At 57.8% G+C, this 13,703-nt stretch carries 12 protein-coding genes; 10 read left to right on the top strand and 2 right to left on the bottom strand.

The window, feature by feature from the left end:
- The first annotated feature begins 9 nt into the window (after positions 1 to 9).
- From tsaE to I9188_RS09550, 8 genes are all read left to right on the top strand, one after another.
- Positions 10 to 483: a tRNA (adenosine(37)-N6)-threonylcarbamoyltransferase complex ATPase subunit type 1 TsaE gene (tsaE, locus tag I9188_RS09515; RefSeq protein WP_209505241.1), complete on the top strand. Its 474-nt coding sequence runs from the start codon at positions 10 to 12 to the stop codon at positions 481 to 483.
- Complete coding sequence (locus tag I9188_RS09520) at positions 480 to 1,484, top strand: phosphotransferase (protein WP_209505243.1); 1,005 nt, start codon at positions 480 to 482, stop codon at positions 1,482 to 1,484. The genes tsaE and I9188_RS09520 overlap by 4 nt, the downstream gene beginning before the upstream one ends.
- Complete coding sequence (locus I9188_RS09525; protein ID WP_209505244.1) at positions 1,481 to 2,167, top strand: nucleotidyltransferase family protein; 687 nt, start codon at positions 1,481 to 1,483, stop codon at positions 2,165 to 2,167. The genes I9188_RS09520 and I9188_RS09525 overlap by 4 nt, the downstream gene beginning before the upstream one ends.
- A complete protein-coding gene (addB, locus tag I9188_RS09530) occupies positions 2,160 to 5,084 on the top strand; it encodes a double-strand break repair protein AddB (RefSeq protein WP_209505245.1) in 2,925 nt (974 codons plus the stop codon). Before I9188_RS09525 ends, addB begins: the two co-directional genes overlap by 8 nt.
- Positions 5,081 to 8,440: a double-strand break repair helicase AddA gene (gene addA / locus I9188_RS09535; RefSeq protein WP_209505246.1), complete on the top strand. Its 3,360-nt coding sequence runs from the start codon at positions 5,081 to 5,083 to the stop codon at positions 8,438 to 8,440. Before addB ends, addA begins: the two co-directional genes overlap by 4 nt.
- A gap of 60 nt (positions 8,441 to 8,500) precedes the next feature.
- Positions 8,501 to 8,821, top strand: coding sequence for a thioredoxin (trxA, locus tag I9188_RS09540; protein WP_209505247.1), 321 nt, complete (start codon positions 8,501 to 8,503; stop codon positions 8,819 to 8,821).
- A gap of 73 nt (positions 8,822 to 8,894) precedes the next feature.
- Positions 8,895 to 9,245, top strand: a complete 351-nt coding sequence (locus I9188_RS09545) for a Lin0512 family protein (protein WP_209505248.1) — start codon at positions 8,895 to 8,897, stop codon at positions 9,243 to 9,245.
- Complete coding sequence (locus tag I9188_RS09550; RefSeq protein ID WP_209505249.1) at positions 9,242 to 9,604, top strand: Lin0512 family protein; 363 nt, start codon at positions 9,242 to 9,244, stop codon at positions 9,602 to 9,604. Before I9188_RS09545 ends, I9188_RS09550 begins: the two co-directional genes overlap by 4 nt.
- Positions 9,605 to 9,666: 62 nt before the next feature.
- On the opposite strand, the gene I9188_RS09555 is transcribed toward I9188_RS09550, so the two are convergent.
- Entirely contained in the window at positions 9,667 to 9,861 is a 195-nt protein-coding gene (locus tag I9188_RS09555) for a DUF1127 domain-containing protein (protein ID WP_209505251.1), read from the bottom strand.
- 197 nt (positions 9,862 to 10,058) lie between these two features.
- Between I9188_RS09555 and hslV the strand changes: the two genes are divergently transcribed.
- Entirely contained in the window at positions 10,059 to 10,616 is a 558-nt protein-coding gene (hslV, locus tag I9188_RS09560) for an ATP-dependent protease subunit HslV (protein ID WP_209505253.1), read from the top strand.
- On the opposite strand, the gene I9188_RS09565 is transcribed toward hslV, so the two are convergent.
- A complete protein-coding gene (locus tag I9188_RS09565; protein WP_209505255.1) occupies positions 10,608 to 11,849 on the bottom strand; it encodes an MFS transporter in 1,242 nt (413 codons plus the stop codon). The two genes, hslV and I9188_RS09565, sit on opposite strands and share 9 nt — an antisense overlap.
- A 191-nt stretch (positions 11,850 to 12,040) precedes the next feature.
- Here I9188_RS09565 and hslU point away from each other — a divergent pair, with 191 nt between their 5' ends.
- Positions 12,041 to 13,348, top strand: a complete 1,308-nt coding sequence (hslU, locus tag I9188_RS09570; RefSeq protein WP_209505257.1) for an ATP-dependent protease ATPase subunit HslU — start codon at positions 12,041 to 12,043, stop codon at positions 13,346 to 13,348.
- Positions 13,349 to 13,703: the final 355 nt, after the last annotated feature.

The raw sequence follows: 13,703 nt of genomic DNA on the forward strand, positions 1-13,703 counted from the left end.
TGTGACGCCATGACGACGACCCCCCAAACCCTGACGTTTATATCGCCCGATGAAACCGCAGATTTCGCGGCCCGTATCGGGTCTTCGCTTGATGCCGGGGATGTCCTGTTGCTTAGTGGTGCAATCGGCAGCGGCAAGACGCATTTCGCACGCAGCCTCATTCAATCACTCATGCCTGAACCGGAAGACGTGCCGTCACCCACATTCACTTTGGTTCAGACCTATGACACCCCGGCGGGTGAGATCTGGCACTGCGATCTTTATCGGCTGAACGCGCTGGAGGAAGTGGATGAACTGGGTTTGGTCGATGCCTTTGACACAGCAATCTGCCTTGTGGAATGGCCGGAAAAGCTGGGCGCACTAGCCCCTGCCACTTCGTTAAAGCTGGCCTTCGAAACAGACCCTGACACAGAAGAAACCCGCCACGTGTCCTTGTCATGGACCGATCCGAAATGGGTAGAAAAGCTGGAGAGTGCAGGATGACAAACAGGACAATCCTGGCAGAGGCCCTTATTGCGCAAACTCCTTGGGCCGGTGCAACGCGTGCACCACTGGCCGGCGACGCATCGAACCGCAGGTACGAACGCGTGACCGATCCGGTCAGTGGGCGAACGGCTGTCCTGATGGATGCACCACCTGACAAGGGCGAAAGCGTCGAATCGTTTGTGCGTGTTGCCGAGTATCTGCGTTCGATTGGCCTGAGTGCGCCCGAGATTTACGCAGAAGACGCTGAATATGGATTTCTGCTGCTGGAAGATCTGGGTGATGATCTGTTTGCACGCGTCCTGAAAAAAGACCCGTCCAAAGAACGCCTTTTGTACGAGGCCGCGACAGACGTGCTGCTGCACCTGCATCAGGCCCCAATATTGTCGCTACCGTCCTACGACCCGGCCCTGATGACGGACCTGGCGGCGCTGGCGCTTACGAAATATGCCGCGGGCATTCAGGGCAATGTTGATCAGGACGTTCTGGACCGGTTCGAACTTCGGTTTGCTGATATTTTGCACCGTGAAACCTCTGGGGACAAAGTTGTCATTCAAAGGGACTATCACGCAGAAAACCTTCTGTGGCTGCCTGAGCGCGACGGCATAAGGCGCGTCGGATTGCTGGATTTCCAATTGGCCATGCTGGGGCACCCCGCCTATGATCTGGTGTCCTTGCTTCAGGACATTCGCCGCGATGTTTCGGTCGGGACAGAAATGCAGATGATCAACCGCTATATTGCAGGATCAGGTATGGACGATCACGAGTTTCGGACCGCGTACAGCGTATTGGGTGCGCAGCGAAATCTTCGCATCCTTGGCGGTTTTTCGCGGCTGGCAACCGATTACGGCAAGCCGCAATATCTGGACATGATCCCGGCGGTCTGGTCGCACCTCATGCGGGATCTGGAACACCCTGCCCTTGTATCGGTGGCCTCGCTGTTGCACGACGCTCTGCCCCGACCAACACCTCAGAATTTGGCCAGGCTGAGGCCGCAATGACCGGATCGCCCTTTGCCGTAATGTTGTTTGCCGCCGGGTTTGGCACCCGCATGGGCGCGTTGACCAAGGACCGACCCAAACCGCTGATCGAAGTGTCCGGGCGCCCCCTGATCGACCATGCGCTGGACCTTGTCGACAACCTTGGCCCTGTTCGCACAGTGGCAAACGTGCATTACCACGCCGATCAGCTCGACGCGCATCTCGGGCCTAAAGGCATTCTGATATCGCGGGAGGAGCCGGAGATCCTGGAAACCGGCGGCGGGTTGCGCGCAGCCCTGCCATTGCTGGGCACCGACCCTGTGTTCACCCTGAATACCGATGCAATCTGGTCCGGCCCAAATCCATTGAAACTGCTGCAAAACGCATGGGACCCGTCCCGCATGGATGCGCTTTTGATGTGTGTTCCGACTGCGCAGGCCATTGGTCACAACGGGCCGGGTGATTTTACCGCTGATCGGTTGGGGCGGATCACGCGTGGACCCGGATTGGTTTACGGGGGTGCACAGATTCTCAAGACACAAGGGTTGCACGCCTTCTCGCAGCCAGCGTTTTCGTTGAACCTGCTTTGGAACCAGATGCAGGATCAGGGGCGTTTGTTCGGCATCGAGTATCCCGGTCGCTGGTGTGATGTGGGTCACCCCGATGGGATCGCTCTGGCCGAGGATTTGCTGGCAGATGTTTGACCCCGGACCCCTGCCCCGCGTCTTCGCCGTCCCACCCGGTACGGATTTCCCCAAGGCGTTGGTCGACGGCCTGAGGCGGCGTTGTTCAGGCCCGCCCGAAGCTATGGCGCGGGTGGAACTGGTGTTGAACACGCGGCGTATGGAACGGCGCGTACGTGATCTGTTCAATCAGGGGCCACCTTGCCTGCTGCCCCGCATCTCTCTGGTTACCGATCTGGGGGACAGTGCTGATCTGGCGCATATTCCACCTGCCATTCCGCCCCTTCGGCGGCGTCTGGAGTTGACACAGCTGGTCGCCAAATTGTTGGAACAACAACCGGATTTGGCGGCGCGGTCGTCGGTTTTTGACCTGTCCGACAGTCTGGCGGCGCTGATTGACGAAATGCAGGGTGAAGGTGTGTCGCCGGACACAATCCGGGGGCTGGATGTCAGCGACATGTCCGGCCATTGGGCGCGGGCTCAGACCTTTATCGGTATCGCAGATCATTTCATTGACACGGGCTCGCAGGTGATGGACGCGCAGGCCCGCCAACGCCGCGTGGTCGAAAACCTGATCGCCCGCTGGCAAACCGATCCCCCCCTGCATCCGGTTATACTGGCCGGGTCGACCGGTTCGCGCGGCACCACGCTGATGCTGATGGACGCCGTCGCGCGCTTGCCGCAAGGGGCGCTGGTACTGCCCGGATACGATTTCGACCAGCCGGATCGCGTTTGGGAAGGGTTGGATGATGCGTTGACTTCGGAAGATCATCCGCAATACCGGTTTCGCAAGCTGATGCACGGGCTGGGCCTGTCACCCGGCCAGATCACCCCCTGGACAGACCTGAACGCCCCCTCGCCTGCTCGTAACCGTCTGGTTTCCCTGGCTTTGCGCCCGGCCCCGATCACCGATGCCTGGATGAGCGAAGGCCCGAAACTGGCTGATCTACTCGGCGCAACCAAAGACCTGACACTGGTCGAGGCGCAATCACCGCGGGACGAGGCTTTGGCCATTGCCCTGCGCCTACGAAAGGCTGCTGAAACCGGTCAGACCGCCGCCCTGATCACGCCCGATCGCATGTTGACCCGTCAGGTCAGCGCCGCGCTGGATCGGTGGAACATTCTGGCGGATGACAGCGCCGGTTTGCCGCTGCAACTCTCGCCTCCGGGCCGGTTTCTGCGACATGTGGCTGGTCTGTTCACGCGCCGTCTGGAGGGCGAGGCGCTGCTTACCTTGCTAAAACACCCGTTGTGCCATGACGACAGTGAACGCGGTAACCATTTGCTGCACACGCGTGATCTGGAACTGGACCTGCGCCGCAATGGCCCGCCATTTCCGGATGGCACCAGCCTCGCAGCATTTGCAGCACGCAAAGAAACCCCCGAGGCCTGGGTCCAATGGGTTGTTCACCACTTCTGCGATCAACAGATCAAAGGCGAGTTGGCGCTTTCCGACTGGGTAGATCGGCTCACAACACTGGCCGAGGCGATCTCGGCCGGCAGTGCAGGCGAAACCGGCACGCTTTGGGACAAGAACGCGGGTCAAAAGGCGCTGGCAGTGCTGAATTCCCTCAGGGAAGAGGCGCAACATAGCGGGCCAATGACGGCCCATGATTTTGCCGATCTTCTGGGCGCGTTGCTAGCAGGGGAAGAGGTCCGCGACCGCGACGCGCCACATCCGCATATTATGATCTGGGGCACACTCGAAGCGCGGGTACAGGGTGCAGACCTGTTGATTCTTGGCGGATTGAACGAAGGCAGTTGGCCAGAAGCCCCGGCACCTGACCCCTGGCTGAACCGGCAGATGCGCGACAGGGCGGGCCTATTGTTGCCCGAACGGCGGATCGGCCTGTCGGCGCATGATTTTCAACAGGCCATCGGCGCGCCCGAGGTCTGGCTAACCCGCGCAACCCGCTCGGATGATGCGGAAACGGTGCCGTCCCGTTGGGTGAACCGGCTGACAAACCTTTTGCAAGGCCTGCCTGAGCAGGGTGGCCCGCAAGCGCTGGCCGGAATGCGCGCCCGTGGCCAAAACTGGCTGAACTGGTCCGAGGCTCTGGAAGACGCGCCGCGCATTGACCCCGCGCCACGCCCATCCCCGCGCCCGCCAGTTGCCGCGCGTCCACGTCACCTGTCAGTAACGGAAATCAAGCGGCTGATCCGTGATCCTTATGCCATCTATGCCAAGCATGTGCTGCGGTTGAAACCTCTCGATCCGCTTGTCCAGGCACCCGACGCGTTGCTGCGGGGGATCGTGATCCACGAAATCCTCGAGCATTTCGTCAAGGATAGTGTGCTCGACAACGCCTTGCTGACGCGTGAGAATTTTCTGAAACGCGCGCACACATTGCTGGAGCAGCATGTTGCCTGGCCCACGGCGCGGCATCTGTGGCTGGCGCGGCTGGAACGGATCGCAGACGACTTTATCAGCGCCGAACTTTCGCGCCGGGGTGACGGTGGGCCAGTGGCCTTTGAAGCAGCGATGAAGCTGGTGCTGAACCCGCTGGATTTCACCCTCACGGGGCGCGCTGACCGGATCGATCACAACAGCCGTGGGGCCTTGCGGATCATCGACTATAAAACTGGTGCGCCTCCGACAGAAAGCCAGCAGTCCAAATTCGACAAGCAATTGCTGATCGAGGCTGCAATGGCCGAACAGGGCGGTATCGAAGGTCTTGACCCGATGGCGGTGGCAGAGGCGATCTTCATCGGGATGGGTGGTGCCTATAAAGAGGTGCCCGCGCCGCTGCTGAAAGAACCCGCCGAGAAGGTTCTGGCCGAATTGAAAGAGCTGATTTCAGCCTATTTAGAGCCTGATCAGGGATATTCATCCCGCCGAATGCTGCACAAGGATACGGATATTGGTGACTATGATCATCTGGCCCGGTTCGGCGAGTGGGACCGGACAGCCAAAACGCGCCCCGAGGACCTGATATGAGCGCGCGCAACGAAGCCACCGAACGACAGGTGCAAGCCGCGCGACCCGATGCCTCGACCTGGCTGGCCGCCAATGCGGGGTCAGGAAAGACACGGGTTCTGACCGATCGGGTGGCGCGCCTGCTGCTGGGTGGCGTCCAACCGCAGCACATACTTTGCCTGACCTATACCAAAGCTGCTGCCAGCGAGATGCAGAACCGGTTGTTTGACCGTCTTGGCAAATGGGCAATGCTGGAAGATGCCAGGCTGCAAAAGGACCTGGCCGAACTGGGCGTGACCGGCGTTATCGATTCAGACCGGTTGGCACAAGCGCGCACCCTGTTTGCCCGCGCCATCGAGACGCCGGGCGGCTTGAAGATTCAGACAATTCACTCGTTCTGCGCCTCGTTGCTGCGTCGTTTCCCGCTCGAGGCCGGGGTCAGCCCGCAGTTTTCGGAAATGGAAGACCGTGCGGCAGCTTTGCTGAGGGAAGAAATTGTTGAAGATTTCGCAGAAGGCCCGCAGGCCAAGCTGATCGAAGACGTGGCCCGGTTTATCACCGATACAGGCTTTGACAAGCTGACTGCGGCGATCGCCCAAAAGCGCAACCAGTTCGCGCAGCAACTGGATTGGCCTGATCTGTTGCAACGCTTCGAACTGCCCTCGCATTTCGACGATAATGCGTTGTTCCAAAGCGTTTTCCTGGGTGGTGAGGTTGAGCTGATCCAGTCAATTTTGCCCCTGTTGCTCGAAAGTGGCGGCAATAATGCCAAGGCAGCGGCAAAGCTGGCAGGGTTCACCGAAGCACGATTGGCTCACTTGCCCATGCTGGAAGATGTGCTGCTGACAGGAAAAGGCGCAAAAGAACCGTTCACCGCCAAGATCAACGGCTTTCCTACCAAACTCCTTCGCGAAGGTGCGCTGGCGGACCGGATGCCTCAACTCGAAGCTCTCATGCTGCGGCTTGAAGCTGCACGCGAACGCCGGCTGGCGCTGGTTGCAGCCCAGAAAACCGCTGTATTGCACCGCTTTGCCGCTGCATTCCTACCGGAATATGAACGCCGCAAGCAGTTGCGGGGGTGGCTGGATTTCGACGATCTGATCCTGCGCGCACGTCAGGTTCTGAATGACCCGGCAGTGGCCGAATGGGTGCTATACCGTCTGGATGGGGGTATCGACCACATTCTTGTCGACGAAGCGCAAGACACCAGCCCCGATCAATGGGATGTGGTCGAAAAACTGGCTCAGGAGTTCACCAGTGGGGAAGGGGCCCGATCAGGGGTCGAGCGCACGATTTTTGTGGTCGGCGACAAAAAACAATCGATCTATTCCTTTCAGGGCGCCGACCCGCAGGCTTTTGACCGGATGCAGGAGGAGTTTGACCGAAAACTCACTGAATCAGGCTCTAAACTGTGGGGTTCGACGCTGGAATATTCCTTCCGATCCTCCAGCGCGATCTTGTCTCTGGTCGACACGCTTTTTGATAACCGAACCGATGCAGGATTTCAGAAGGAAAGCCAGCACCGCGCCTTCAAATCCGATTTGCCCGGTCGGGTTGATCTTTGGCCCGTTGTCGAAAAAGTCGAAGACGCGGAGGAGGGGGACTGGACTGATCCGGTGGACCGACCCGGATCACGGCATCATACCGTTATTCTGGCCGAACGGGTGGCTGCGTCGATCAAAAAAATGATCGATGGCGGCGAAACGATCCCTGAAGACGGGGACACACAGGGCCAGTTTGTTCGACGCAAAGTGCAACCCGGTGATTTTCTGATCCTTGTGCAACGCCGGTCCGACCTGTTTGCCGAAATCATTCGCGCCTGCAAGGTTGCCGGGCTACCCATCGCCGGGGCGGACCGGCTTAAGGTGGGGGCCGAACTAGCGGTCAAGGATCTGGCTGCGCTGCTTGGCTTTCTGGCGACGCCCGAAGACAGCCTGTCGCTGGCGACAGTTCTGAAATCCCCGCTGTTCGGATGGTCCGAGCAGCAGCTTTTCGATCTGGCCCATCGGCGGGAGGAGCAATTCCTGTGGGCTGCTTTGCGCAAACGCGCTGACGAATTCCCCGAAACCCTGGGCGTGCTGAACGATCTGCGCAGTCAGATCGACTTTCTGCGCCCCTATGACCTGATCGAACGCATTCTGACCCGACATAACGGGCGGCGAAACCTGTTGGGCCGACTGGGACCCGAGGCTGAAGACGGTATCAATGCCCTGCTGTCGCAGGCGTTGGCCTACGAGCGGACGGATATCCCCAGCCTGACGGGATTTCTGGTCTGGATGCAGACCGACGATCTGGAAATCAAACGACAGATGAGCGGGGTCGGCAATATGATCCGGGTGATGACGGTGCACGGCTCGAAAGGTCTGGAGGCTCCGATCGTCATTCTACCGGATACCGGAAAACGGCAGCCGCCGCGCGACGCTGAAATCATGGTGGCAGACGGGACACCGCTGTGGAAGGTTTCGGCAGATCAATCGCCGAACCTGATCACTCACGCCCGGTCAGAGGCGCGCACCCGCGAGGAAAACGAACGGCTTCGCTTGCTATATGTGGCTCTAACACGGGCCGAAAAGTGGCTGATCGTGGCGGCGGCGGGTGATTTGGGTAAAGATGGCAACAGCTGGTACCAGATGGTAGAAGCGGCGATGGAAAAGGCCGGGGCAACGCAACTGCCTGGTTCAGATAAACGTCGGCTGTCCCATGGCGACTGGGATGGGTTGCCATTGGTTGAGCAGTCACACGCATCGGCCAAACATGCAGAACTGCCCGACATGTTCCTGCACCCCGCAGCTGAACCAGTTGTACCTGCGGCCACCATCAGCCCTTCGGATCTGGGTGGTGCCAAGGCGTTGCCGGGTGACGCTGGTCTGGATGAAGACGCTGCCAAACTGCGCGGAACCCGTGTGCACCTGCTGCTTGAGCATCTGCCCAAAGTCACGCAGAACCACTGGCCAGAGCTTTGCGCCCGCCTGCTGCCCGACATGGGGCACGAGGATCAGAACGCATTGCTGACCGAAGTCACAGGCGTGCTGACATCCGAAAGCCTGCGACACATTTTCACGCCGGACACATTGGCCGAAATACCTGTTACTGCCGACCTGAACGGGCAGCGAATGTACGGGATTGTCGACCGCCTGATCGTGACGGACAGCGAAGTTCATGTGATTGATTTCAAATCAAATGCCACCGTTCCGAACCGGGTCGAAGATTGCCCCGAAGGGTTGCTTCGCCAAATGGGCGCGTATGCGCAAGCCCTGTCGCAGATCTATCCAAACCACAAGATACGCACCGCAATCCTTTGGACAAGAACGGCAAATCTTATGTGGCTGCCACACGATCTTGTGACGGATGCCCTGGCCTGCACCCAGATATCTTGACCTTACCTACTGCCGCCCCTACCTTCACAGCCCAAGCGCATTTCATTCAGGAGACATAATATGTCGACCGTAGCCGTCACCGACGAAACCTTTGACGCCGAAGTCAAGAACTCGGACGTTCCAGTAGTAGTGGATTTCTGGGCCGAATGGTGCGGACCCTGTAAGCAGATTGGTCCGGCACTGGAAGAGCTGGCCGCCGAATATGGCGGCAAGGTCAAGATCGCCAAGGTGGACGTGGACAACAACCCGAACTCTGCCGCCGCCATGGGCGTGCGCGGCATCCCGGCGCTGTTCATCTTCAAGGACGGTCAGGTTGTATCGAACCGCGCAGGCGCTGCCCCCAAAGCCGCGCTGCAAAGCTGGATCGACGAATCCATCTGATCTGGCGATAACAGATTGTTCGAAAGGCGTCTCAGATTGGGGCGCCTTTTTTGTTGAAACAGCGGGGAAGCCAATGGCAAAAACGCGCGTTCTTGTAGAGTTCGGGATGGGCACATCCCTGCGCCGAATGGACTATACCGAAGCATCTCTTCGGGCGATCAGAGACGCGCTGTGGCACAACTCAGTCAATATGGCCGAACTGTTTGGTTTCCCGAAAGAGGCGATGATCATCGATGCCGAGATCGGCGTGCAGCAGCCGGATCAAGTGGATACCGACGCCCTCAAAGCCGTTTTCCCTTATGGCCAGCCCAACATTACCGTCAGAAAAGGTGGGCTGGACATCGAAAAACCGCATGGCGATGGCCACACGGTCATCGCCAACGCTGCACTGATCGTTTCTTTCGACATGGACCCTGCGCAATGAGTGAAAAGCGGATCATCCTGGAAATGGGCACCGGCAATGACCTTTATGGTCAGGATTATACCAAAGCAGCCCGCCGCGCGGTACAGGACGCGTTGCATCATTCATCCATCACGTTGTTTTTAAAGCTGGAGATCGATCACAACGAAATGCGCGTGCGTGTGACAATCGGCGTTCAGAATCCGGAACAGGTGAACTGCGAGCTGGTTGCTGCCGACTTGCCACGGGGCCGGGCCGAGGTTCGCGCGGTCAAAGGTGGTCTGGATGTCGCCGATGAAGAGACTGGCACTCTGCACGTCATTGCAACTGCTGCGGTCGAGGCCTTTTTGCCCGATCTTGCCGGGAAATATGTCCAGAGCTGAGCAACGAAAAAGCCGCTCGGAAATCCGGGCGGCTGGTTCGGTTTGGCGATCTGTCGGTTGGATCAGATTTTTGCGATATCCGCGCGGCTCAGACCGATATCGTCCAGCTGCGTGTCGCTGAGTTCCGACAGAAGGTTCCGTGTTTTACGGGCTTCATTCCATGCGACAACATTGTCGAATGCATTGATGAAAACGTCCGCCACGTGCAGGATGGTAGCTGCTCCGAGCGGCGCATGAATATTAGCTGTGGTTGCCATGTGCGCAGTCCTTATTGAAGAAACAGCCGACCCGTTGTCGGTTGTGAGCCTCATCTAGTACCGCTTGGCCGGACTCACAATTGCTGGTCCGGTAACCCCGAATTGCGTTTTTTGCATATCTTTTGGGCAGTTTGGCAATGGGTTGCGCCAACAACCGGTCCGGCCCATATATACCGCCAGCAAAAGCGGAGACGATCATGGCAGATAACGACTTTCCCGGTTGGCACGGAACAACGATTATCGGCGTCAAGAAGGACGGTCATGTCGTCATTGCCGGCGACGGTCAGGTGAGTCTGGGTCAAACCGTGATCAAGGGCACCGCGCGCAAGGTGCGCCGCCTGTCTCCCGGAGGGTTCGAGATCGTGGCAGGTTTTGCCGGATCGACAGCGGATGCCTTCACATTGCTGGAACGGCTGGAAGCCAAGCTTGAGGCTACGCCCGGCCAACTGGCCCGCGCCTCGGTTGAACTCGCCAAGGACTGGCGCACCGACAAGTATCTGCAAAAGCTTGAGGCGATGCTGATCGTGACAGACGGCAGGGATCTGCTGGTCATCACCGGGGCAGGGGACGTACTGGAACCCGAACACAATGTGGCTGCCATCGGGTCGGGAGGCAATTTCGCTCTGGCCGCCGCGCGTGCCATGATGGACAGCGACAAATCCGCTGAAGACATTGCCCGGCAATCTATGGCCATCGCAGCAGATATCTGTGTCTACACCAATGGCAACCTGACAGTTGAGACGATCTCAGGCTAAAAGCGCCTTGATCTCTTTGCCTTTCCATCGACGGTGCATGCCGATCAACCCCAGGACCGCCGCTACGATCACGATGTAATAGGGCACGCGGATATCGATGCTCATCAATCCGCCACCGATCAGTGACATGATCCCCCCCGCAAGGCAGAACACGGCGGTGGCCACGCCCATGGCCCAGCCCTGATCCGCCTCGCTGACGCTTGAGGAGAACAGGCCCAACAGTGTTGGATAAGCGATGCCGAACAGGAAATAGAAGAAAAACACCGGGACATAGCTGAATACACCGCTTGGGCTGAAGGCAAAGGCAAACCCGCAAATGACCATCACCACAAGCGACGTGTAAATGATCGCGTGTTTGCTGAACCTTTCCTGGGCAGGCTTCACCAGGAACGTACTGGAAAAGGCCAACGCCACACCGATGACAACCATCGCCACGCTGCCCCCGATGACCCCATACCCGAATGCGCTGGTCAGGAAATTGTCGACAAACACGTAGAATGTGACATTGGCGATCATGAAAAACGAATAAACCGGCAGGATTTTCAGAACCAGCGGGTGTTCGCCAACTGCGATCAGGCTGTCGGTAATATCACGGGGGCGAAACACAAAGGGCTCGCGCTTGGTTCGGGTGTCCTTGAAAAATAGAAGCACTAGAAAAATCGCGATCAACACCAACACGAACGCGCCATAGAACGGGGTTTTCAGCGTGGCAAAGCCGCCAAATAACGCCGAATCCGACAAAACCGCGCCGATGATCGGCCCGCCGACAAGGCCAAAGCTGACACCTGTCACGATGTAGCCCATGTTTCGGTCCCGGTCAGACGCGTCAGTGCTGCCATCGATCATCGCTGCCTGCGCGATAGGCTGATTGCCCGCAGTGAACCCGGTAATCGAACGGCCGACGATCAGCAGAAGCAGGCTATTGAGATAAAGCGCCACAATGGTCAGCGCATATCCGACCAACGCCCCCCCAAGGCAGACCAGCAACGCGTTCTTTCGCCCGATCGAGTCAGACACTTTCGAGACATAAACAACACCCAGAAACCACGACAGGAAAAAGCATCCGATCACCAGACCATAGTAAAAATGCCTGCGGCCCACTGGCGTACTTTCCGGCAGGAAACCCGAGTTCGTTTCCATGATCAGCGAATTGATGATGGGAAAGACCAGACCTTGCCCGATCAGATCCACAAATACCACAAACAACAGGGTAATCTTGGCAATCTTCGTCATTCCATATGCTCCTGACGCTCGTAACCCTGACGCAACCGTAACAGAGGGTTCGTGTTTTCCCCAAGCAAAGGATTTGCAAACCGCATGAGGCATTGTTAACCAACGCGGCCAAGACCCGCGGTTTGCTTGTTTTCGTCAAAGCCATGATTACCTAGACCGCATCACGCAAATACGACCGAGAGGATTGCCCTTTGACCGACCTGACCCCGCGCGAGATTGTCTCGGAACTGGATCGTTTCATTATCGGGCAAAAGGATGCCAAGCGCGCTGTGGCTGTTGCCCTGCGCAACCGCTGGCGCCGCAAGCAGTTGCCGGACGATATTCGCGAAGAGGTGTATCCAAAGAACATCCTGATGATCGGCCCCACCGGTGTCGGCAAGACCGAGATCAGCCGCCGTCTGGCCAAGCTGGCGCGCGCACCCTTTATCAAAGTCGAAGCCACGAAGTTCACAGAGGTTGGCTATGTCGGTCGCGACGTGGAACAAATCATCCGCGATCTGGCCGATGCCGCCATTCTGCAAACACGGGAATTCATGCGTGAAGACGTCAGAGCCAAAGCCTATCAAGCCGCCGAAGACCGCGTGATTGACGCCATCGCTGGTACGGATGCCCGTGAAGGCACACGAGAGATGTTCCGCAAAAAGCTCAAGGCGGGTGAACTGGATGAGACGGTCATCGAACTGGACGTCGCGGACAGTTCAAACCCGATGCCGATGTTCGACATTCCGGGACAGCCAGGCAGTCAGATGGGGATGATGAATCTGGGTGATATCTTCGGTAAGGCGTTTGCCGGGCGTACTGTCAGGAAACGTCTGACTGTCGCCGAAAGCTATGACGTGCTGATTGGGGAAGAGGCCGACAAGCTGCTGGACGATGAGACGGTCACCCGCACCGCATTGGAATCGGTGGAACAGAATGGCATCGTTTTTCTGGACGAGATTGACAAGGTCTGTGCCCGCACAGAAGCGCGTGGTGGTGATGTAAGTCGCGAAGGTGTACAGCGCGACCTGCTGCCCCTGATCGAAGGCACAACCGTCTCGACAAAACACGGTCCGGTGAAAACCGACCACATCCTGTTCATCGCATCCGGTGCGTTCCATATCGCCAAACCGTCAGACCTTTTGCCCGAGTTGCAGGGCCGTCTGCCCATTCGGGTAGAGCTGCGCGCGCTGACCGAGGAGGATTTCGTGCGCATCCTGACCGAAACCGACAACGCACTGACCCGTCAGTATACGGCCCTTATGGCCACCGAAGAGGTCACTGTTGGGTTTACTGAAGATGGTATTGCCGCCTTGGCACGGATCGCAGCCGAGGTGAACCAGAGCATTGAAAACATTGGTGCGCGGCGACTTTACACCGTCATGGAGCGGGTCTTCGAAGAGCTGTCATTCACTGCACCAGACCAGGCCGGAACAGAAATAACTGTCGACGCACAATTCGTGGACGACAATCTGGGTGAATTGACCAAATCAGCAGACCTGAGCCGGTATGTCTTGTAGCAATTCGGATCCGATACTGCCGCTTTTCTGCGTTTCTTTCATCCGCTCTTTCGTTCAAAGCAAAGCGGTTTACTATTTGTGTGGTTACATTTATGGCCACCAGCAAGGAATGGACAACCAGAAATTCAGCAAAGAGCCCCGTCAAAAAAGTTGCCGAAACCATCAGACGCATAACTCGACAAAAGAGCTTGCCCATTCAATTTGTTCGCGCGGTCAGTTAACTACGCGCTGAAAATTTCGAATCGAAGTCACATTTCATACACGTGTGGCAAAGCCAAAATACAGGCAACAGGTTTTTGAGGTTGGGTGATATGGAGATTGAGCAGACGGGTTTGTCGGGTGTGTTGGTTATTCG

Origin of the sequence: Ruegeria sp. HKCCSA071 (assembly GCF_017872555.1) — a bacterium.
In the GTDB taxonomy this organism is placed as follows: Bacteria; Pseudomonadota; Alphaproteobacteria; order Rhodobacterales; family Rhodobacteraceae; genus Ruegeria.